21 protein-coding genes are annotated in these 20,409 nt (G+C 65.5%); 9 read left to right on the top strand and 12 right to left on the bottom strand.

The genetic code is table 11. The annotated features are described in order from the left end of the window. The first annotated feature begins 22 nt into the window (after nt 1-22). The 8 genes from HCU76_RS01175 to HCU76_RS01210 all read left to right on the top strand — a co-directional run bounded on the left by HCU76_RS01175 (nt 23) and on the right by HCU76_RS01210 (nt 7,627). Nucleotides 23-1,441 (top strand): MFS transporter, encoded by a 1,419-nt coding sequence (locus HCU76_RS01175; protein ID WP_213955320.1) that lies wholly within the window; start codon nt 23-25, stop codon nt 1,439-1,441. 39 nt (nt 1,442-1,480) lie between these two features. After that, nucleotides 1,481-2,461, top strand: a complete 981-nt coding sequence (locus HCU76_RS01180) for a tripartite tricarboxylate transporter substrate binding protein (RefSeq protein ID WP_218508207.1) — start codon at nt 1,481-1,483, stop codon at nt 2,459-2,461. A gap of 26 nt (nt 2,462-2,487) precedes the next feature. Further along, nucleotides 2,488-2,832, top strand: coding sequence for an AMP-binding protein (locus HCU76_RS01185; RefSeq protein WP_213955322.1), 345 nt, complete (start codon nt 2,488-2,490; stop codon nt 2,830-2,832). Between the two features lie 5 nt (nt 2,833-2,837). Next, nucleotides 2,838-3,308 carry a GFA family protein gene (locus HCU76_RS01190; protein ID WP_213955323.1) on the top strand — a complete coding sequence of 157 codons (471 nt, stop codon included), beginning with the start codon at nt 2,838-2,840 and terminating at the stop codon, nt 3,306-3,308. Nucleotides 3,309-3,412: 104 nt separating this feature from the next. Next, complete coding sequence (locus tag HCU76_RS01195) at nt 3,413-3,991, top strand: 6,7-dimethyl-8-ribityllumazine synthase (protein ID WP_218508208.1); 579 nt, start codon at nt 3,413-3,415, stop codon at nt 3,989-3,991. Beyond that, on the top strand, nt 3,988-5,391 hold the full coding sequence (locus tag HCU76_RS01200; RefSeq protein WP_218508483.1) for an MATE family efflux transporter: 1,404 nt from the start codon (nt 3,988-3,990) through the stop codon (nt 5,389-5,391). The genes HCU76_RS01195 and HCU76_RS01200 overlap by 4 nt, the downstream gene beginning before the upstream one ends. Before the next feature lie 185 nt (nt 5,392-5,576). Continuing rightward, nucleotides 5,577-7,031, top strand: a complete 1,455-nt coding sequence (locus HCU76_RS01205) for a coniferyl aldehyde dehydrogenase (RefSeq protein WP_256353903.1) — start codon at nt 5,577-5,579, stop codon at nt 7,029-7,031. 5 nt (nt 7,032-7,036) lie between these two features. After that, complete coding sequence (locus HCU76_RS01210; protein WP_213955326.1) at nt 7,037-7,627, top strand: NADPH-dependent FMN reductase; 591 nt, start codon at nt 7,037-7,039, stop codon at nt 7,625-7,627. Nucleotides 7,628-7,715: 88 nt separating this feature from the next. On the opposite strand, the gene HCU76_RS01215 is transcribed toward HCU76_RS01210, so the two are convergent. Genes HCU76_RS01215 through HCU76_RS01240 form a run of 6 tightly spaced genes read right to left on the bottom strand, consistent with a single transcriptional unit; the run spans nt 7,716 to nt 12,911 of the window. Further along, nucleotides 7,716-8,537, bottom strand: a complete 822-nt coding sequence (locus HCU76_RS01215; protein WP_256353904.1) for a cytochrome c — start codon at nt 8,535-8,537, stop codon at nt 7,716-7,718. Beyond that, the gene (locus tag HCU76_RS01220; protein ID WP_213955475.1) at nt 8,534-10,132 is read right to left on the bottom strand and encodes a cbb3-type cytochrome c oxidase subunit I; all 1,599 of its coding nucleotides are present in this window, start codon (nt 10,130-10,132) and stop codon (nt 8,534-8,536) included. Before HCU76_RS01220 ends, HCU76_RS01215 begins: the two co-directional genes overlap by 4 nt. Before the next feature lie 7 nt (nt 10,133-10,139). Continuing rightward, complete coding sequence (locus HCU76_RS01225) at nt 10,140-10,703, bottom strand: cytochrome C oxidase subunit II (RefSeq protein WP_345944679.1); 564 nt, start codon at nt 10,701-10,703, stop codon at nt 10,140-10,142. Nucleotides 10,704-10,708: 5 nt separating this feature from the next. Next, a complete protein-coding gene (locus HCU76_RS01230) occupies nt 10,709-10,876 on the bottom strand; it encodes a hypothetical protein (protein WP_213955327.1) in 168 nt (55 codons plus the stop codon). 14 nt (nt 10,877-10,890) lie between these two features. Continuing rightward, nucleotides 10,891-12,180, bottom strand: coding sequence for a cytochrome c (locus tag HCU76_RS01235; RefSeq protein ID WP_213955328.1), 1,290 nt, complete (start codon nt 12,178-12,180; stop codon nt 10,891-10,893). Continuing rightward, nucleotides 12,177-12,911 carry a c-type cytochrome gene (locus tag HCU76_RS01240; protein ID WP_213955329.1) on the bottom strand — a complete coding sequence of 245 codons (735 nt, stop codon included), beginning with the start codon at nt 12,909-12,911 and terminating at the stop codon, nt 12,177-12,179. The genes HCU76_RS01235 and HCU76_RS01240 overlap by 4 nt, the downstream gene beginning before the upstream one ends. A gap of 497 nt (nt 12,912-13,408) precedes the next feature. Between HCU76_RS01240 and HCU76_RS01245 the strand changes: the two genes are divergently transcribed. After that, nucleotides 13,409-14,845 carry a HAMP domain-containing sensor histidine kinase gene (locus tag HCU76_RS01245; protein ID WP_213955330.1) on the top strand — a complete coding sequence of 479 codons (1,437 nt, stop codon included), beginning with the start codon at nt 13,409-13,411 and terminating at the stop codon, nt 14,843-14,845. Between the two features lie 219 nt (nt 14,846-15,064). Here the strand turns inward: HCU76_RS01245 and HCU76_RS01250 are convergent, their stop codons facing one another. From HCU76_RS01250 to HCU76_RS01275, 6 genes are all read right to left on the bottom strand, one after another. Next, nucleotides 15,065-15,676, bottom strand: coding sequence for a response regulator transcription factor (locus HCU76_RS01250; RefSeq protein ID WP_213955331.1), 612 nt, complete (start codon nt 15,674-15,676; stop codon nt 15,065-15,067). Nucleotides 15,677-15,750: 74 nt separating this feature from the next. Further along, nucleotides 15,751-17,085 carry a tryptophan--tRNA ligase gene (locus tag HCU76_RS01255; protein ID WP_213955332.1) on the bottom strand — a complete coding sequence of 445 codons (1,335 nt, stop codon included), beginning with the start codon at nt 17,083-17,085 and terminating at the stop codon, nt 15,751-15,753. A gap of 7 nt (nt 17,086-17,092) precedes the next feature. Continuing rightward, nucleotides 17,093-17,764, bottom strand: a complete 672-nt coding sequence (locus HCU76_RS01260) for a site-2 protease family protein (protein ID WP_213955333.1) — start codon at nt 17,762-17,764, stop codon at nt 17,093-17,095. A 13-nt stretch (nt 17,765-17,777) separates the two neighbouring features. Then, complete coding sequence (locus tag HCU76_RS01265) at nt 17,778-18,413, bottom strand: L-threonylcarbamoyladenylate synthase (protein WP_213955334.1); 636 nt, start codon at nt 18,411-18,413, stop codon at nt 17,778-17,780. 30 nt (nt 18,414-18,443) lie between these two features. Continuing rightward, the gene (locus HCU76_RS01270) at nt 18,444-19,376 is read right to left on the bottom strand and encodes a DMT family transporter (RefSeq protein WP_218628216.1); all 933 of its coding nucleotides are present in this window, start codon (nt 19,374-19,376) and stop codon (nt 18,444-18,446) included. 92 nt (nt 19,377-19,468) lie between these two features. Then, nucleotides 19,469-20,323, bottom strand: coding sequence for a 3',5'-nucleoside bisphosphate phosphatase (locus HCU76_RS01275; RefSeq protein ID WP_213955335.1), 855 nt, complete (start codon nt 20,321-20,323; stop codon nt 19,469-19,471). Between the last annotated feature and the right edge of the window lie 86 nt (nt 20,324-20,409).

A 20,409-nucleotide genomic window follows, 5' to 3' on the forward strand; every position in this document is an offset into this window, starting at 1 on the left:
AACAGACAAAGCAGAGGCACACATGCATGCAGCAATCACCCGGGGCGGCGAAGGCCTGCCCACGGTCAGTACGGGGCGCGCGTGGTACGCCGTCGTCGTGCTCCTGGCCGCCTATATCTTCTCGATCATGGACCGGCAGATCCTCACCCTGTTGGTCGGTCCGATCCAGAAGACGCTGGGCGTCAACGACACGCTGATCGGCCTGCTCCACGGCTTCACCTTCGCGGCCTTCTATGGCGTGATGGGCCTGCCGATCGCGCGGCTCATCGATCGGGGCAACCGCCGCGTGATCATCGCCATCGGCATTGCCGTGTGGAGCCTGGCGACAGCCGCCAGTGGCCTGGCCAACGACTACTGGCACCTGCTGGCCGCGCGCATTGCGGTGGCGGTGGGTGAGGCCGTGCTGATCCCGGGCACGGTCTCGCTGGTGGCCGACCTGTTCACGCCGGACAAGCGCGGCCGTGCCATGGGCGTCTTTGGCGCCGCCGGGCCGGTGGGTTCCGGCGTGGGCCTGTTTGCAGGCGGCCTGATCCTCGGCGCGTACACGCTGTCCCGGCCGGTGCTGCCTTTTCTGGGCGCCATCGAGCCGTGGCAGGCGACGTTCATCGCGGTGGGTTTGCCGGGGGTCGTGGTGGCAATCTTCATGCTGGCAGTGCCCGAGCCGCGCGTCGCGAAGAAGGGGCCCTCTGGCGGCCAGGAGCCGGCGTCAAAGGCCATCGACGTCCCGCTGTCGCAGGTCATGCAATACATCGCCAGGAATGGCCGCACCATCGGCACGTTCATCCTGGGCGCCGGCTTCTTCAACATGTGCGTGTATGGCTTCGGTGGCTGGGCGCCGACCTACTTCGTGCGCCATTTCGGCTTGACTTACCAGGAGATCGGCAAGCTGCTGGGCGTGCTGATGCTCGTCGTCGGACCTGCCGGCACGCTCTTGGCCTCCTGGCTGGGTGAGCGCTGGATCCGGCGCGGCGTTGCCCACGGCTACATGCGGGTTGCGATGGTGAGCGCCGTGGGCATCACGTCTTCGGGCTGCGCCATGGTTCTGGCGCCAACGTTGCTGGCTGCGGGCATCTTCCTGGGCTTCACCTGCTTCTTCTCGTTCTCCATGTTCGGCGTCGGCCCGTCCATCGTCGCGCAGATCACCCCTGCGCCGATGCGTGGCCAGGTCGCTGCCATGTACACCGGCGGACTCAACCTCCTGGGCGCAGGCCTCGGCCCGGTCACGATCGGCCTGATCACCGACTACGTGCTGGGTGATCGCAACGCGATCGGCACATCAATGCTCATCGTGTTCCTCATCGCCGGTTCGGTGGCGCTCCTTCTTATTCGCAGTGGCATCCGCTCCTTTGAAGGCTCGATGTTGCAGGCGGCCCAGTGGCGCTTGGCGCGCGAGCCACAAGACACCGCATCCGCAACGGCCACCAGTGCGGTGCCGGGCTGAAGCAAGGCAATCAATCAACCGAATCGAAAGGGACAAACCATGCGAGTCATGAAATTCCTGGAGGCGGCCGCGGTCGCGCTGGCGGGCGGCGTGATCGCCCTGGCCGCCACGGCGCAAACCTTTCCGTCCAAGAACGTTGCGCTGGTCGTTCCCTATCCCGCGGGTGGCTCGGGCGACTACTTCGCTCGCCTCATCCAGCCCGGATACCAGAAGCGCCTGGGCCAGACGATGATTGTCGAGAACGTCGGCGGCGCCAGCGGCGCGTTGGGCGTCCAGAAGGTGCTTTCCGCGCCCGCTGACGGTCACTACGAACTGCTCGGCACGCCAATGGACCTGGTGCTCGCGCCGATGGGCCTGGCAGCCGTCAAGCACAAGCCCGAAGACCTGCGACTGGCCGGGGTGGTCGCCTCGAGCTCGCTGGTGCTGCTGGTCAACAAGGACATCCCCGCCAGCAACATCGACGAGTTCATCGCGTGGGCGAAGAAGCGGCCCAGCGTGTCCTACGGCAGCTCTGGCACGGGTTCGCTGTTCCACGTGGTGGGTGAGAAGTTCGCGCAGAGCACGGGCCTGAACATGGTGCACGTGCCCTACAAGGGCGGCAGCCAGTTCTTCACCGACATCGTCGGCGGGCAGATCGACATCGCCTTCTGGACCCTGGCCGGCCCCACGCTGGGTCTCTTGAAGGAAGGCAAGGTCAAGGCTCTGGGCATCACCTCGCGAGAGCCGCATCCGATGTTCCCGGAACTGACGCTGATGAGCCAGCACAAGCTCCTGCCGGACTTCACCTATGACCTGTGGCTCGGCGTGCTGGTGCCCAAGGCGACGCCCGATGCCGCGGTTGCCACGATCAACACGGCGATGAACGAAGTCATCCAGCTGCCAGCCGTGCGCACGGGCACACAGGACACGGGCGCCCAGTCGCCCCGCGCCATGTCGCAGGCTGAGCTGGACAAGTTCTACACCAGCGAAATCGAGCGCTACCGGCGCGTGTTCAAGTCGACCAAGCTGGAACCGCAGTAAGCAATCTGATTCTTTGGAGACAAAAAATGTTTGGTTTGATGATGGATCGTCCCCTGCTGCTGTCGAGCCTGCTCGAGCACGCGGAGCAGCAGTTCCCGGACGTGGAGATCGTTTCGCGCGAAACGCACGGACCGCTGTTTCGCTACACCTACCGCGATCTCGGCGCGCGCTCGCGCCGTCTGGCCAAGGCCCTGGCTGCGCTGGGCATGGCGCGCGGCACCCGCGTCGCCACTGTGGCCTGGAACAACCACCGCCATCTGGAGGCTTACTTCGCGGTCTCCGGAAGTGGCGCCGTGCCGATGGGCGCGACCGGCAAAGTCCAGAAGGTGGACCTTCGCCAGAAGTACGCCAACGTGCTGGTGTCGGAGTGATCCTCATGGCCGATACGCAATTCAGGCCCTTGGCGGCGTCCTGCGGCTGCGGCGCGAGCCGCTTCCGCGTGAACACACGTCCCTTTGCGCGCTTCATCTGCCACTGCACGATCTGCCAGGCCTACACGGGCAAGCCTTTCTCGGATGTGACGGTGCTGCGTGCCCGCGACGTCGAGGTGGAAGAGGGCGCGCAGGTCGTCTACAAGAAGCACAAGCTCCCGCCCAACATCGAGCGGGGCACCTGCGCATCGTGCGGCAAGCCGGTGCTGGAGTTCGGCCTGGCCGGACCGGCAAAGCTGGCCTTCGTGCCCACCGCCAACTACGCCGACATCCAGGCGCTGCCACCCGCTTCGCTGCACATGTTCTATCACCGCCGCGTGCGCGACGCGCAGGACGGCCTGCCTCGTTACAGCGGCTACCTGCGCAGTCAGCTGGCCGTGATCGGGCTGATGCTGCGCGGCCTCTTTTCTGGCTGACGCCGGCACTGCTTGCCCGCGCGCTGGCAAGCAGTCCAAACCAGCTCACGCCCCATTCGCTCGGTGTCACCGGGACATCTACCGTTTCCACGAATTCGCTACTCATGAACCAAATCAACCATCTTCCTGAAGATTCCGCACCACGCATGGCCAGCCACGAAGAGCGTGTCGCGTTTATCGAAGCCCAATGGCACGCTGACATCGTGAATCAGGCACGCGACGCGTTCCTCGATGAGGCGGAGCGCCAAGGAATTGCCCGCGCTCGCATCGATGTGATCGGCGTGCCAGGAGCGTTCGAGATCCCGCTCGTTGCGAAACGCCTGGCACTTTCTGGACGGTATGCCGCCATTGTGGGATGTGCATTGGTCGTGGATGGCGGGATCTATCGTCACGAGTTCGTTGCTGGCACGGTGGTCAACGCGTTGATGGCGGTGCAGTTGGAAACGAATGTGCCGGTACTCTCAGCCGTGCTCACGCCGCACCATTTCCATGAGCACGTGGAGCATCGCAAATACTTCCACCGTCACTTCTCAGTCAAAGGCACAGAAGCTGCACAGGCATGTGCGAGGACGATCGAGTTACTGAGGCGTCACCGGCACCCTGGATCCGCTGCGCCGGCAGAGCTGCCGGTGTGCGAGACCGATCCGATGCAGCGATCGGCCTTGGTCGAGGTCGCCCGGTGAGTGCCGTCGATCCGCGCACGCGCCTCCTTCTGGAAGCGCCCATCGTGCCGACTGTCCTGCTTCTCGCCGCCCCCAACGTGCTGGTGATGGTCGCGCAGGCCTGCTCCGGTCTCATCGAAACGTACTTCGTCGGCAAGCTTGGTACCGACGCCCTGGCGGCGATGGCGCTGGTATTTCCGATCGTCATGCTGATGCAGATGACTTCGGCCGGTGCCATAGGCGGTGGCATTGCGTCCTCGATTGCGCGAGCGCTCGGCGCCAAACGCCGGGACGATGCCGATGCGCTCGTGTTCCACGCAATGGTGATTGCGCTCGGCTTCGGGCTGGCGTTCACGTTGGCGTTGCTGCTGGGCGGGCGCTGGCTGTACGCGCAGATGGGCGGCACCGACGCATCACTCGATGCTGCGCTGGTCTACTCGAACTGGGTCTTCGCCGGCGCGGTGCTGGTGTGGCTTTTCAACTCGCTGGCCGCTGTGTTGCGCGGCACTGGCAACATGGCAGTGCCGGCCAACGTGACCGTCGTCGGCGTAGCCGTGCTGGTTCCACTGTCGCCCTTGCTGATCTTTGGCTGGGGGCCGATTCCCGGCATGGGCATTGCCGGAGGAGCGGTAGCACTGCTTCTCTACTACCTCGGCGGGACAGTCGCGCTCTGGATCTACTTGCGTTCGCCGCGCAGCCTGCTCATGCCACGGTTTGCCGGCGTGCGGCTCCGCTGGCCGCTGTTTCGCGACATCCTGCGCGTAGGCCTGGTCGGCGCGATCGCGACGGTGGCCACCAACCTGTCCATCGGCATCGCGACGGCACTGGCGGGGCATTTCGGCCCCGGCGCTATCGCAGGCTACGGCACGGCCGCGCGCCTCGAGTATTTGCTGGTGCCGCTGGTGTTCGGCTTTGGCGCACCGCTGTTGGCCATCGTCGGCACTTGCATCGGTGCAGGTCAACGGGAACGCGCCCTCAATGCCGCGTGGATCGGGGCTCTGATGTGCTTCGCCATTACCGAAGCGATCGGCCTCGCAGCGGCGACCTTTCCGCGCCCCTGGCTGATGCTGTTCGGAAACGACCCCGCCATGCTGGAGGCCGGCACCGAATACCTGCGCACCGTGGGGCCCTTGTACGGCCTCTTCGGCCTCGGGCAGGTGTTGCATTTCGCCTCGCAAGGATCGGGGCGCCTGTTCTGGCCCGTGATGGCAAACCTCGCTCGCCTGGCTGTGGCCGGTGTGGGAGGCTGGCTCGCGTTGCGCTGGGGGGGCGAGCTCGTCCATGTCTTCGTAGCGCAGGGCGCCGCGCTCGTGGTGTACGGCCTCGGCATCGCTGCCGTGGTGGCTGGTGGTGCGTGGTTTGGGCGCCCGGGCTGGCCGCGCACTCCGACTGCGTTGATGCGGCGCATCCAGTCAGGCTGAACTCTGCAGACAGGCGAAGCGCGTGCCTTGCTTCGAGAGAAACACATTCTTTCTGTGAATACTATCAATCTGGAGTGTTCATTTTAATTATGGCATTGCAAGCGTTGCAATACAGGGCCGAGAGACACGGCACGGACCGCGGCACATTCACAAAGACGATCAGAATGAACAACTCACCATTTCAATTGGCATCGACTCTGGCGGCCAACGAGCGCGTTGCGCAGATATTTGGCGCGCAGCAAACCGCCTTCCAGGCAGCCCCTTTTCCCACGGCGGTTGAGCGGCTCGACCGGCTCAAGGCACTCAAGCAACAGTTGTCGCGCTACCAGGACGTGCTGGCTGACGCCATGTGCCGTGACTTCGGCCAGCGCGCACACGCCGAATCGAAGATGCTCGACCTGCTGGGTTCGATGCTGGAGTTGAACCACGCCATCTCCCATGTGAAGCGCTGGATGAAGCCCAGCCGCCGCAGCACCGAACTGCTGTTCCTGTCCAACAGCGTCAAGGTGATGTACCAGCCCAAGGGCGTTGTCGGCGTGATCACCCCGTGGAACTTCCCGATCTACCTGGCGCTGGGGCCAGCCATCGCCGCACTGGCCGCGGGCAACCGCGTGATGATCAAGATGCCGGAAGCGACGCCGGCCACCAATGCGGTCTTCAAGACCCTGCTGGCGGAGATCTTTGCGGAAGACCTGGTGGCCGTGGTCGGCGAGGAACTGCTCGACCCCAACGTATTCACCTCGCTGCCGTTCAACCACATCGTGTTCACCGGCTCGCCGGCCATCGGCAAGATCGTGATGCGCACGGCGGCCGCGAACCTCACGCCCGTGACGCTGGAACTCGGCGGCAAGTCGCCGGCGCTCGTCACGCGCAACTATCCCGTGGCCGATGCAGCCAGGCGCATCACGCACGGCAAGGCGACCAATGCGGGCCAGATCTGCGTGGCGCCGGATTACGCGCTGGTGCCGCGCGAGCGCATGGACGAATTCGTCGAGGCCGTGGCGCGCACGTTCAAGGGCTTCTACAAGGGCAAGGCGGTTGGCAACCCCGATCTGACCTCCATCGTCGACTGGCGCCAATTCACGCGCATCAAGCGGCTGCTGAACGACGCCCATTCCAAGGGTGCCCACATCGAATCGTGCGGGCCAGCGCCCGTCGGCGATGACCGCACGCTGCCGCTGCAGATCATCACCAAGGTCACGCCCGACATGCTCGTGATGAAGGAAGAACTCTTCGGCCCGCTGTTGCCGGTCGTTCCCTACGACACGATGGAAGAGGCCATCGCCATCATCAATGCACGCGAACGTCCACTGGCGCTGTACTGCTTCAGCCACGACAGCGCCGAACGCGACAACCTGCTGCGCCGCACCCATTCGGGCGGCGTTGCAATCAACGACTGGGGCTGGCATGTGGTGAACCACGATGCGCCCTTCGGCGGCACCGGCAACTCGGGCATGGGCAACTACCACGGGGAAGAGGGCTTCCGCGAGCTGTCGCATGCCAAGACGGTGTTCAAGCGCCATCGATTCTTCCCGATCGACCTGTTCTACCCGCCCTACGGCAACTTCATCCAGCGCATGGCATTGAAGTTCTTCCTGGGCCGGCCGGATCCGGCGCTGGACGCCCCGCAGCACAAATGACGACCATGTCCCTCAATACAACGATCGTCGTCGGCAATCCCAAGCTGCGCTCGCGCACCGCACGCGCCGCGCAGATGCTTGCAACGGCGCTCACCGGCCGCGCGGCCGACATGGTGATCGAACTCGCCGAACTCGGGCCGGCGTTGCTGGGCTGGAAGGACCCGAAGGTTCAAGCAGCCGTCGACACGGTGGCGCGTTCGCAACTGGTGATCTTCGCGAGCCCGACCTTCAGGGGCACGTACAGCGGCTTGCTCAAGCTGTTCCTGGACCAGTTCGATGGCGGCTCCGGCTTGCAGGGCGTGGTCGCCGTTCCACTGATGCTGGGTGCGCGGGCGAACCATGGCACGGCGTCCGAGCGCTTGCTCAAGCCGGTCCTGGTCGAACTCGGCGCCACCAGCCCGGCGCCGGGACTGTTCCTGCTGGAGTCGGCCTTCGAGGACGGCCTGGCCATCCAGGCCTATGCCGAGCGCTGGGGCCCGATGGTGCGCGCCTGCGCGTCCCTGCGCGCCGCTCCGACCGAAGGCGTTGCGCCTGCCGCGGCAAGCACCGGCGCGGGCGCATCCGAAGCCCGCACTGCGCTGTCACTGACATGCTGACCCTGCCTGGACTTCGACCGGCCGAACGGCGGGCCATCCTTCCCGGTGCATTGACCGAATGGCCGTGCAGCGTGCCCGCGGTATGCCGTCAGCGAACACCCACTGCAGGTTCGCGCCGGGCATAGAACTCCGCGACGCTGTTGACTTCGTCGGCAGTCATCGGACGCACCACGTTGCGCATCTGGCCGAAGCTGTCATTGCGCCGCGCATCCGAGGCGAAGTTCTTCAACTGGCTCGACAGGTATTCCTTCGGCATGCCCTCCAGCCACGGCGCACCGATCTTGTGGTCGATGCCGCCATGGCAGGCCACGCAGGGAGCGATGTTGCGCAGCGGGTCGCCCACGCGAACGAGAGGGGGGGCATCGGGTTCGTCAGCCCGCACCGGAGCGGCTCGCGCCTTGGGCAGGGAGTCGTAGTAGGCGGCGATGTCCTGGATGTCGCGGTCGCTGAGTTTCTGCGCGACGGTCTGCATGAACGCGCTGGACCGCGCGCCATGCTTGTAGTCATGCAACTGCTTGATGACGACTTCCGGATACTGCCCAGCGAGGTTCGGCGCGTTGGCTTCGCTCATGCCTTGTGCGCCATGGCACATGCTGCATTGCTGGACGGCGATGGTGGCACCGCGACCGACCGAATCGCCCGCGCCTGAGCGCGTCATGTCGCGCGTCAGCACGACAGTGGTCGTTCCTGCGCTCGCCTTCGGTGGGGTCGCGGTGGTGCCCCATTGGTTCGGCACGCCCGCGGCGCGGCAGATGCTGTCCCAGATGCCCTTGGCCGAGAAATCCGCCTGCACCGAAGGCAGCCAGACAAAGCCCACCAGCAGCGTGACCACGGCCAACGCGCCCAGGCCCAGCACGCTCCGGCGAAACCAGGGGTTGCTCCACGCGTACAGGCCAGGTTGCTGCATCATCGTCCCCCGATGGGAACGGCGGGGACCGAGGTGTCCTTCAGCATCGCCAGCTGCGCGATCGGAAAGCCGTAGTTCACGACGGTCAGCGCGATCATCAGCGACACCCAGAGGCCGAAGCCGTTCAAGGCGATCGGCGTGGCTGCAGGCATGTGGACGGCCGTGCTGAAGGTGAAGGGCGCCGGCGCGGCTTCACCCTTGCCTGCGCGCGCCAGGATGTAGACGAAGAGCAGCGCGGACACCACCAGCATCAGGCCGCCGATGGTTCCTGCCACCAGCGTCCATCCCTGCCCGGCGAGTGCTGGATTGGAGAAGTCGAAGTACGCCATGCGCCGCGGCATGCCGAGCAGGCCGACCCAGTGCCACGGGAAGGTCATGACGATCATGCCGACGAACCACAGCCAGAGTTGTGCTTTCACCAGCGAATCCGGAAGCGCCTTGCAGCCCGTGAGTTGCGGCCACAGGTCGTAGGCCACCATGAAGTACATGATGACGATGGCACCCGCAAAGATGAGGTGGAAGTGCCCCGTCACCCATTGCGTGTTGTGGATCGTCTCGTTGAGCTGGTAGCTCATGTTGATGAGGCCGCCCGCACCGCCAAACCCCAGCATGATGAAGGAGAAGGTGACGGCCAGCATCATCGGATTGCCCCACGGCAGCGCCTTGACCCATCCGAAGAGCCCCTTGCCGCCGCGCAGCCGTGCCGCGATCTCGACCGACGCGACGATGGTGAACACCGTCAGGAAGGTCGGCACCGCCACCATCGCGGTGAAGACCGCATGCAGGAACTTGAACCCGGCGCCCACCTGCGGATCGGCGAACAGGTGATGGATGCCGATGGGCATCGAGAACACGAGGAACAACACGAAGGCGACGCGGCCCATCGTGTCGCTGTAGAGCCGCCCGCCGATGGCGCGCGGAACGATCGTGTAGAAGGCGATGTAGGCCGGCATGAGCCAGAAGTAGACGATGGCATGCAGCGTCCAGGAGAAGAACACCCGGGCGAGGCCGGCATCGATGGTGTCCTTCAGGCCCAGCGCCGCCGGCAGGATCAGCAGCAGGATCTCGACCGCGGCTCCTACCGAAGTCCATGCCCACAGGTAGGCGCCGGCGACATTGCCGAACATCGCCAGCGGCACCGCCTTGCCCGGGTTCTTCGACTTCCACGCCTTCAGGTTGACGGCCATGAGGGCGACCCAGATCCACGAACCCACGACCACCAGCACGACGCCCAGGTAGTAGAACGGGCTGCCGATCATCGGCGGATAGAAGGTGAAGAGCACCGACGCGCGGCCCAGCGCCACCGGCGTCGCCGCCATCACGGTGCCGACGATGGCGAGCCAGAAGCCGGCCCATGCCCAGCGCAAACCGACCAGCGGCTGCTTCAGCGCGAGCTCGACGATGGCATAGCCGAAGCCCATCGCAACGAGTGTCGGCAACACGTAGCCCATCACCGTGCCGTGCCCGGTCACCGAGCGGTAGTAGTACTCCGGGTCGCTGACCCACGCGCTCAGCGGACTGCGCACGTACATCTGCCATTCGCCGAGCAGGATGGCGACCGCGAAGGCCGCGAAGGCGACCCAGAAATGCGCGAGCACGAGTCGTCTAGCGAGGAACACAGCTCATCCTCTCTCCGCCCTTGGCGCGGGCCAGGAACTCGTCGGCCGCCATCACCCGCACGCGCCCCCACATCGCCTCGTGGCCCGTGCCGCAATATTCGTGGCAGGGCATCAGCCGCTCGCCTGTCTTGTCGAAGGTGGCCGTGAAAGTCGCGATGAAGCCTGGCACCAGCATCACGTTGGCATTGCTCCTGTCGATGACGAATCCGTGAATGGCATCGGTGCTCGTCGCGCGGAAGGTCACCGGCACGCCAGCGGGCACCACCAGGCATTGCGGCTCGAACGAATACTGCTGCGCGATCAGGCGCACCGTGACCTTGCCGTCCGCAGCCACCGTGGTGCCCAGGTTGTTCTCCACGAACTCGCCTTCGATGTGAAGCTTGCGCGGGTCGATGGTCTCCACTCGCGAAGGCGGCATCGATGCCCAGTGCAGTCCGGTGAAGATGATCATCACGAGCAACAGCGCGATGATGAGTACGACGACGATGGCCCAGCGGCGTTCCGCCTCGACAGCGACAGCCTCCGATGCATGTGGCGCGCCGGCATTCACCGAGGTCACTGGATGGCTCCTCTCGGCAGGTAGACGAGGAAGTAGAAGATGAAGAACAACGCGACGACGATGAAGGTGGCGAGCCCGGCCACGGCAAACGCGCCCGCTGGTCCGCGCCGCAGGATCTCCTCGACGCGTTCGTCTTCGCTGGGGTCGACGTCTTCAGTTGCCATCGTGCGGGCCTCGTCTATTCCGGAATGAGCGGGCGCAACTCGCTGACCTGCGCAGGCGTCACGGGCGTGCCGCTGTTTTCCCACGCCACGCGGATGTAGGTCACCACGGCCGCCACCTCGTCATCGTTGAGGATGTGGGAGAAGGGTGGCATGCCGTGCGGCTGCGGGTTCTTCTTCGTACCGGGCGCATAGCCGCCGTTCAACACCATGCGAATCGAGTTCACCGGCGACGACATCGTGATCGACTGGTTGGCAGCGAGCGGCGGGTACGACGGTGCGTTGCCCTTGCCTTCCTCGCCGTGGCACATGAAGCATTGCTTTGCGTAGATCTTGCGACCGAGCTCCATCACTTCCGGGGCTACGAGTCGCGCGCTGCTGGGCGGCGGCGCACCCGTGTCGTGCTGCGGCAGTTCCTTCAGGTAGACCGCCATCGCTTCGACATCTGCATCGTTCAGGTATTGCAGGCTGTTGTAGACCACCTCGGCCATGGGCCCATAAACGGTGGCCCTGGGCGAGATGCCGACCTGGAGCAGCTCGCTGATCTCCTTGATGCTCCAGTTGCCCAGGCCCGCTTCGCGGTTCGACGTGAGCGATGGCGCATACCAGTTCTGGTTGGGGATCATGCCGCCCTCGAACTCCTGCGAGGTCTTCGAGCCGCCGAGCCTGTTGATCGCGGTATGGCACATCGCGCAATGCCCGAGCCCTTCCACCAGATAGGCGCCGCGGTTCCATTGCACCGACTTGCTCTTGTCGGCCATGTACTCGCCTTCCTTGAAGTACAGGGTGCGCCAGCCGATCAGCAAGTCGCGCTGGTTGAACGGAAAGCGCAACTCGTGCGGGCGGTTCTTCTGGTTCACCGGTGGCACAGACATCAGGTAGGCATAGATGGCGTCGGAGTCCTCGCGCGTGACCTTGGTGTACGAGGCAAACGGCATCGCAGGGTAGAGCAGGGTGCCGTCGCGCGAGAGGCCGTTGTGCAGCATGCGGTAGAAGTCGTCTGCCGTCCATTTGCCGATTCCGGTCTCGTCGTCGCTGGTGATGTTGGGCGCGTAGAGATTGCCGAAGGGCGTGGGCATGGGGCGGCCCCCCGCAAACTGCTTGCCACCCGGGTCGGAATGGCAGGCCACGCAGTCGCCTGCACGCGCGAGGTATTCACCCTTCCTGATCGTCTGCGTGGTCGGATCGGCGGCCACTGCACCGGGAACCACAGGCAGGTAGCCGGGCATGAAAAGCGCAAAGGCGCCCGCGACGATCACCACCACGGCGACCACCGCGATCAGGATGATGCGAGTGCCGCGTCTCATGGCTTCTGGCTGCCGCAGGAAAGAGGCATGCCCTGGAAGTTGGCCGGCGCCGGCACGGCATCACGTGGCGGATCTTGCGCCGCGAGCCAGGTCGCGACCGCATGCACGTCGGCCTCGGTGAGTCGATCCGATATGCGCTTCATGCAGTCCGGCTGCGCGGCCTGGCGATTGCCGGTTCGCCAACGCGTCAGTTGCGCCACGATGTATGAAGTGCGCAGGCCGGCGAGACCCGGGATGCCCGGCTCCATGCCCGTGAAGGCGGCGCCATGGCAGGTCATGCATGCCGGCAGCTGTTTGCTCGGGTCGCCACCCAGCGCCAGCGTCGACCCGCGCGCCAGCACATCGGGCCCCGCGGCGCTTTGCTGTTTCGCCTCGAAGGCCGGGCGCTGCTTCGCGAAGTACGCTGCAATTTCCTTGAGATACGCATCGGGCAGGTAGGCCACGAGGTAATTCATGGGCGGGTACTCGCGCTTGCCATCGCGAAACGCCACCAACTGGTTGTAGAGGTAAGCGGCCGGCTTGCCCGCGATGCGAGGGAAGTACTCGTTGCTGGTGCCTTGTCCGCTTTGTCCGTGGCAGGTGACGCAGCCCTGCACGCGTGCTTCCATGGAGTCCACGGTCTTGAAGGCCGGTATGGCCGAATCCTGTGCATTGGCAATGCCCGCGCTGGTCAGAGCACACGCCGCAGCCAGCAGCTTGACGCTTCGCACCAGCACTGGGGAAGGGGGCATCCGGTCTTACCTCCGTGGCGAGTAAGAGACCAACGATCCACCTTATACGCGGCTCGAGCTGGCGTCAATTGCCTTCAAGGGCTGAAACAGGCTGGGTCGCCGTGAGGAGGCGGAGTCGAGGGGGCGGGGATGCGGTCCGCCGCCCGAAAGGCCATCGACTATTGAAGAAGGGGCGTGTTCATGTGTTCATGGAATGGGCCCGATGTTGCGCGCCGACGGCGGCAGACTCGGCCCCATGCCGGGCGCTGTGCAAGAGCCGCTTGCCGCAGCCACTCCCCAGAGTGAATTCTTTCCCCTTACGACGCTCTGGCCAATTCGCACACCGCCAGCCAATCTAGTTGTTTGCCTTTGTTGCAGACGATGTCGCAGCGTTAAACTGGCTCAAATGCTCCGCGATTTGCACAAGGGAACCATCGCATTGATGGGTCGTTGCGCCGTTACCAAGGGCCCCCTCGTCGGGGCTTTTTTGTGGGTGCCGAATTGAACAGGGTTTCGTCATGAGAGGAGGATCAACCTTCGCCGGGCTCGGCAATTCCTCGTTTGCCAGCCTGACGCCGGCGCCCGCCACGGCGGATGAGGCCGAGCCGTGGGTTCGTGGCGAACTGATCCGCAGCCTGATGCGTTCGGCGCGCGGTTCGCACCTGTTCGGCGCGGCGTTGATGCCGGCGATGGTCAGCCTGTGCTGGGGCTATGTTCCGACCTGGCAACTCCTTGGCTGGCTGATGATCGGCGTCACCGCGACCGGCTGCCGCGTCTGGGGCGAGCGGCTCTATGCGCTGCGCTTTGCCGAGACGGATGCTGCATCGCAGGAGCGCTTCGTTCATCGCTACCGGTTTCTGTGGAGCGCCAGCGCATTTGCCTGGGGGCTCTCGATACTGATTTTTTTCGAGCGCGTCCCGGTGGTCAGCCAATTCATGTGCTGGCTCATGGTGGCCGGTGTCGCGACCTTCCCGTTGAACGGGCTCGCCCTGCATCCGCCGCTGTTGCATCGCTACGTGAACACGCTGTTCATCACGATGATGACCGCGCTGGTGTTCCGCGTGGTGCAACTGCGCTTCGTCGAACTGCACTTCAGCTATGGCTTCCTGCTGTTGCCGATCCTGCATTGGTGGTTGCTGCTGCGTGCCGGCCGCCGCATCCACGAGACCTCGCGCAACAGCTTCGAACTGCTGTTCCACAACCACATCCTCATCAACTCGCTGACGCAGCAACGGCAGGCCGCGGTGTCGGCCGTCGCGATGAAGAACCGCTTCCTTGCCAGCGCCGCGCACGACATGCGCCAGCCGGTGCTGGCCCTTTCGCTCTATGCGGACTGGCTGCGCAACGAGCCGGACCTGGTCGAGGAGATCGCGCCGAAGATCGTGCGCGCGACGCATGCGGTGAATGCCCTGTTCGACTCGCTGTTCGACCTGGCCCGCATCGACTCCGGGCAGGTGCGGCTGCACATCGAGCGCGTCGACGTCACGCAACTGCTGCACGACCTCGAATTGCAGTATCGCCCGGTGGCCGAGTCCAAGGGACTGCGTTTCCGGGTGCATTCCACTGGCGGCGCCGTGCTGACCGACCCGATCCGCGTGCGGCGCATGATCGGCAACCTGCTGGCCAACGCGATCAAGTACACGGCCGAGGGTGGCGTGCTGCTGGCTTCGCGCGCCACGCCCGAGGGGGTGCGTATCGAGGTGTGGGACACGGGCATCGGCATCGCGCGCGAGCACCTGCGCGACGTGTTCCTGGAGTTCTACAAGGTGGCTGATCACGCCGGCACCTCCGATGGGTTCGGCCTGGGGCTGGCCATCGTCGCGCGCCTGTCGCACGCCTTGGGCCATCCGATCAGCGTGCGATCAAGACTGGGCCGCGGCAGCGTCTTCCGCGTCGCTCTTCACGACGCCGACGAATCGCAAGCGCAGACACGGATTTCAGGATCGGTGGGGTGATGGCCCGGGTGCCGTGAGGCGCCCAGGCCAGTGTGCGTATTCGGTGGATTGAGAGGCCCCAAGGACCGGGCGGTGCCCGGCCCCCCGCGCAGGGATTGAGTCGAGATGGCGAAGCCGCATCGACTCGAGAGGACCGCCAGCGTTGTTGCGGCCGCAGGCTCGTCCCCCCATGCGGGGCGGGAGAAGCGCCACGCAGTGGCGCGGAGCCGGGGGGAGAGCCTAGATGGCGCCGGAGGAAAGAAGGCCATGGCTGCGGGCGTGATGCAGCGCCTGCGTGCGGCTCTTCACGCCCAACCGGCGGAACAGGCGCCACAGGTGGACCTTGACCGTGTGCTCGCTGATGTCGAGTTCGGTGGCGATCTCGCGGTTGCTCATGCCCTTGTCGAGCATGGCGATCAACTGGGTCTGGCGCTTGGACAGTTTGCCGGTGCTCGCGCTGGCCGCGGCGCTTTCTTCGCTTTCCGAATCGGCCATCAGCAGGCCGCGCAGCGCGGCGGCCAGTTCGCTGGAGCCGGCTGACTTCTCGATGTAGATGTCGGCGCCGGCCTCGATGCAGGCCTCTTCCATGTCGGCCGCGGGCGAGGCGGAGTACACGGCGATCGGCACATCGGGATAGAGCTGCTTGACCGACACCACGCCGGACACGCCGGTGATGTCCGGCAGTTTCAGGTCGAGGCAGAAGAGGTCGGGTTTGCCGTGCTGCTTGACGGCGTTGGCCAGCTTGTCGAGCCGGTCGAGCTCGACAATGTTTTCGGCCGGACGCAGGCGCCGCAGCACCATGACGATAGCGTCACGCATCAGGGGGTGGTCGTCGATTACGTAAATGCTCATGATGCGTCAAGTGTACGTGGGCAATGCTTGGTGAACTACCTCAATTACGGCGTTTAAGTGCGCGTAAAAACGAGCTATTTCTTCTTATCTTCGCTTGCTGCGGCGAGGGCATCGAGTGCTTCGACGACGGTGTCGACGCGCTCCGGAGGTAGTCGTGGCAGGCGGTCGGCCAGCGCTGCCAACGCGGCGCTGCGTTGGCGCTGCAGCAGGCCGATGGCCTGGCCGGCTTCCTGCGGCGTGGCGAATGCAAGGCTCTGCAGCAGCAGCTCGCCGCGTGCGTCCAGCAGCTTGAAATAGAACCGGCCGTCGCTTTCGCGGTACTGCTTGAAGCTGGGCAGCGCAGCCGTCTTCGCGGACTTGGCCTTGCCGGCGGCCTGCTGCCCGGCGCCCAGGTTGCGCAAGCCCACTGCATGACGCAGCCGGCCCATGAAGGGTTGCGACAGGGCGCGTGCCTTGGCCGCACCCGCGAGCAGCGTGGCCTCGATGCGCGCGGGGTCCTTCATCAAGGCTTCGTAGCGCTCGCGCATCGGCGTGATCTCGCGGTCGATGCGCTCGAACAACAGCTGCTTGGCATCGCCCCAGCCGATGCCCTCCGCAAAGGCCTTGCGCAAGGCCTCGGTTTCGTGCTCGTCGGCAAAGGCCTGGTAGATCTGGAACAGCGCGGAGCCTTCGGTGTCCTTGGGCTCACCGGGCGCGCGCGAATCGGTCACGATGCTGGCGATCTGCTTCTGCAACTGTGCGCGGGGCGCGAACAGCGGGATCGTGTTGCCGTAGCTCTTGCTCATCTTGCGGCCATCGAGGCCGGGCAGCGTGGCGACGGCATCGTCGATGAGCGCCTCGGGCAGCGTGAAGTGCTCGCCGTAGAGGTGGTTGAAATGCTGGCCCATGTCGCGCGCCATCTCGATGTGCTGGATCTGGTCGCGGCCCACCGGCACCTGGTGCGCGTTGAACATCAGGATGTCGGCGCCCATCAGCACCGGGTACATGAACAGGCCCGCGCTGACGTCGGCATCGGGGTCGTCGCCCTTGGCGGTGTTCTTGTCGACCGAGGCCTTGTAGGCATGCGCGCGGTTGAGCAGGCCCTTGCCGGTGACGCAAGTGAGAAACCATGTCAGCTCGGGGATCTCGGGGATGTCGGACTGGCGGTAGAAGGTGACGCGCTCGGGATCGAGGCCGCAGGCCAGCCAGCTTGCGGCGATCTCCAGCGTGGAGCGCTGGATCAGGGGCGGGTCGTTGACCTTGATGAGCGCGTGATAGTCGGCGAGGAAGAAGAAGGTCTCGACGCCGGGCGCCACGCTTTGCCGCACCGAATGGCGGATCGAGCCGACGTAGTTGCCGAGGTGCGGCGTGCCCGAGGTGGTGATGCCGGTGAGAACGCGCAGGGGGGAGGGAGGGGCAGTCGTCGCCATGGGGGAACTATCTGAGCAATGAGACCAGGGGGCTGAGCACGGTGCGAATGACGGCATAGCCGACATCGATGAGCGGGCTCAGCCAATACGTGCTGACAACCCCCGCGAGCACCAGCCCCATCACGATGAAGAAGCCGTAGGGTTCGATGCGGGCGAGCCAGTACTGTGCACGGCCGCGCGGCAGCAATCCGGCCAGCACACGGCCGCCATCGAGCGGCGGCAACGGGAACAGGTTGAAGGCCCACATCACGAGGTTGACCAGCACGCCGCCCTGCGCCATCCGCACGAAGAATTCTTCCCGGACGCCGCTGGCGGCCAGTGCGATCAGCAGGATGCCCCACAAGAGCGCCTGCACGAAGTTCGAGGCTGGCCCGGCGAGCGCGACCCAGACCATGTCGCGCTTGGGATGGCGCAGCGCGCCGAAGTTGACGGGCACCGGCTTGGCATATCCGAACAGGAAGGTGCCGGAGGTGGCGAAGTAAAGCATCAGCGGCATCAGGATGGTGCCGACGGGGTCGATGTGCTTGAGCGGGTTCAGCGTGACGCGGCCCATGGCCCATGCCGTGTTGTCGCCGAAATAGCGCGCTGCATAACCATGCGCGGCCTCGTGCACCGTGATCGCGAACAACACCGGAAGGGCGTAGATCAGGACGGTTTGAATCAGGTTTGGTATATCCACCCGAGGGATTGTCTCAGAGGCCCAGCACGCCCAAGGGGCCGCGACCGCGCCGCACCAGCACCGGCTCGTCGCCCGCGCCCATGGGCGTGAGGTCGACCACGGTGGTGGGCTCGGACGGACAGGCGCCTGCGTCGATGACGCCGCCGATCTGCTTCTCGAAGCGCTCGCGGATCTGCTGGGCGTCATTCATGGGCTCGGTCTCGCCTGGCGGGATGAGCGTGGTGGCGAGCAGCGGCTCGCCATGCAGCGCGAGGAGTTCGCACAGCACGGTGCAGTCGGGCACCCGCAGGCCGATGGTCTTGCGTTGCGGGTGGCTCACGCGGCGGGGCACTTCCTTGGTGGCTTCCAGCAGGAAGGTGTAGGCACCGGGCGTGGCGGCCTTCAGCAGGCGGTACTGCTTGTTGTCGACCCGCGCGTAGTTGGCCAGCTCGCTCAGGTCGCGACAGAGCAGGGTGAGATGGTGCTTGTCGTCGACCTGGCGGATGCGGCGCAGCTTGTCGACGGCGTCCTTGTCGTCGAGGTGGCAGACGAGTGCGTAGCTGGAGTCGGTGGGCACCGCGATGATCTCGCCGCGCGCGAGCAGCACGGCGGCCTGCTTCAGCAGGCGCGGCTGCGGGTTGTCGGGGTGGACTTCGAAGTACTGGGCCATGGGGGATTCTTGCTCAGGCGCGAGGTGGCTTCATGACTCCGCGGGCTCGATCGGAATGCGCCGTTCGCGCACGGTGAGCCATGCGCCGGCCGCGCCGCAGGCGGCGATCATGCCCATGCCGATCAGCGAGACATGGTCGGGGATGTGCGAGAACATGACCCAGCCGCCCAGCATGGCGAAGGCGATCTGCGCGTAGAGGTAGGGCGTGAGCGTGGAGGCCGGCGCGCGCTGGTACGCCAGGATCAGGAAGAAGTGGCCGATGGTGCCGCCTGCGCCCATCATGAGCAGCAGCGCCCACCATTGCCAGGAGGGCAGCGCGGTCCAGACGAAGGGCAGCGGGACCGATGCGATCAGCGTGCCGACCCAGCCGGTGTAGAAGTGCATGGTCAGCGGGTTCTCGGTGCGCGCGAGCTTGCTGGTCAGCACCTGGAAGCAGGCGTTGGTCAGCACCAGGCCGATCGGCAGCAGGATGGCCCAGCTGAAGGTGCCGCCGCCCGGCCGCAGGATGACCAGCGTGCCGGCGAAGCCGCCCGCGACCAGCGCCCAGCGCAGCGGCGACACATGCTCCTTGAGCGTGGTGGCGGCCAGCAGCGTGACCGCCAGCGGCGCGATCAGCACGATGGCGGTGAATTCGGCCAGCGGCATGTAGCGCAGGCTCAGGAAGGCGAGCACGCTGGTGACCAGCAGCAGTGCACCGCGCAGCACCTGGTAGCCGGGGTGGGCCGTACGCAGCAGCGACGTGCCATGCAGCGGCAACAGCACGGCGGTGGTGGCGACCGCCTGGAACGCATAGCGGAACCACACGCCCATCAGTACCGGAACGGCGGTGACGGAAATCTTGGTGGCGGTGTCGAGCGTGGCAAAGCAGGCGATGGCCAGCAGCACCAGGCCGATGGCCCCGAGGATTCGCTCCGACTCGCGGTCGCGCTCGGGGCTCGAGACGCGTGGGGTGGGTGTTGGCAGGCTGACCACTTCGCCCCCGACCTCGCCACCTTCGAACGGCGCAGTGCCCTGGAGCAGCCGCGACGTGGCGGTTGCCGTGCGCTCGGGGGCGCTCACTGGATTCGGTCTTCGAGCAGTTCCCAGACCGGCGTGAGCTTGCCGGGCAGCAGTGGGAGCTTGCCGAGGTCGATGTGACTTTCGTCGGGGCTGTGGAAGTCGCTGCCGCGCGAGGCCGCGAAGCCGAATTCGAGCGCCTTGTCGGCGTACTCGACGTACTCGGCCGCCGTGTGGCTGCCGGTGACGACCTCGACCGCCTGGCCGCCGTGCGTCTTGAATTCGAGGAACAGCGCGTATTCCTCGTTGGCGGTGAACTTGTAGCGGCCGGGATGCGCGATGACGGCGACGCCCTTGGCGGCGGTGATCCAGTGCACCGCATCTTTCAGGCTAGCCCAGCGGTGCGGCACGTAGCCGGGCTTGCCCTCGGTGAGGAACTTGCGGAACACCTCGTGCGTGTCCTTGCAGTGGCCGCTCTCGACCAGGAAGCGCGCAAAGTGGGTACGCGAGATCAGTTCCGGGTTGCCGACGAACTTCAGCGCGCCGTCGTATGCCCCATGGATGCCGACCTTGGCCAGGCCCTCCGACATTTCCTGCGCCCGCACGCCGCGGCCGCCGCGCGTCGCGACCAGGCCCTTCTTCATGCCTTCGTCGTCGGGGTCGAAGCCCAGGCCGACGATGTGCACGGTTTCATTCGCGAAGGTGACGGAGATCTCGGTGCCGGTGAGGTACTTCATGCCGTTGGCATGGGCCGCGGCGGCGGCGCGGTGCTGGCCGCCGATCTCGTCATGGTCCGTCAGGGCCCAGAGTTCGACACCGTTGGCCGCGGCGCGCTCGGCAAGCGCTTCGGGGGTCAGGGTGCCGTCGGATACCACGGAGTGGCAGTGAAGATCGGCGTTGAGGATGGAGGGCACGCCTCGATTCTATTTCGGATCGAATGAGCGTGCAGGGCGCATGGCCGCTATTCCAAACGCTATGAAAAATATAGCAACGAAGGGCC

Source organism: Variovorax sp. dw_308 (assembly GCF_019207085.1).
Taxonomy (GTDB): domain Bacteria; phylum Pseudomonadota; class Gammaproteobacteria; order Burkholderiales; family Burkholderiaceae_C; genus Variovorax.

Coding starts and splice junctions, on each gene's coding strand:
- HCU76_RS01240 (WP_213955329.1), bottom strand. CDS start 12,911: ATGCCCCCTTCCCCAGTGCTGGTGCGAAGCGTCAAGCTGCTGGCTGCG.
- HCU76_RS01255 (WP_213955332.1), bottom strand. CDS start 17,085: ATGGCGACGACTGCCCCTCCCTCCCCCCTGCGCGTTCTCACCGGCATC.
- HCU76_RS01250 (WP_213955331.1), bottom strand. CDS start 15,676: ATGAGCATTTACGTAATCGACGACCACCCCCTGATGCGTGACGCTATC.
- HCU76_RS01245 (WP_213955330.1), top strand. CDS start 13,409: ATGAGAGGAGGATCAACCTTCGCCGGGCTCGGCAATTCCTCGTTTGCC.
- HCU76_RS01210 (WP_213955326.1), top strand. CDS start 7,037: ATGTCCCTCAATACAACGATCGTCGTCGGCAATCCCAAGCTGCGCTCG.
- HCU76_RS01235 (WP_213955328.1), bottom strand. CDS start 12,180: ATGAGACGCGGCACTCGCATCATCCTGATCGCGGTGGTCGCCGTGGTG.
- HCU76_RS01185 (WP_213955322.1), top strand. CDS start 2,488: ATGTTTGGTTTGATGATGGATCGTCCCCTGCTGCTGTCGAGCCTGCTC.
- HCU76_RS01180 (WP_218508207.1), top strand. CDS start 1,481: ATGCGAGTCATGAAATTCCTGGAGGCGGCCGCGGTCGCGCTGGCGGGC.
- HCU76_RS01175 (WP_213955320.1), top strand. CDS start 23: ATGCATGCAGCAATCACCCGGGGCGGCGAAGGCCTGCCCACGGTCAGT.
- HCU76_RS01230 (WP_213955327.1), bottom strand. CDS start 10,876: ATGGCAACTGAAGACGTCGACCCCAGCGAAGACGAACGCGTCGAGGAG.
- HCU76_RS01195 (WP_218508208.1), top strand. CDS start 3,413: ATGAACCAAATCAACCATCTTCCTGAAGATTCCGCACCACGCATGGCC.
- HCU76_RS01215 (WP_256353904.1), bottom strand. CDS start 8,537: ATGATGCAGCAACCTGGCCTGTACGCGTGGAGCAACCCCTGGTTTCGC.
- HCU76_RS01265 (WP_213955334.1), bottom strand. CDS start 18,413: ATGGCCCAGTACTTCGAAGTCCACCCCGACAACCCGCAGCCGCGCCTG.
- HCU76_RS01190 (WP_213955323.1), top strand. CDS start 2,838: ATGGCCGATACGCAATTCAGGCCCTTGGCGGCGTCCTGCGGCTGCGGC.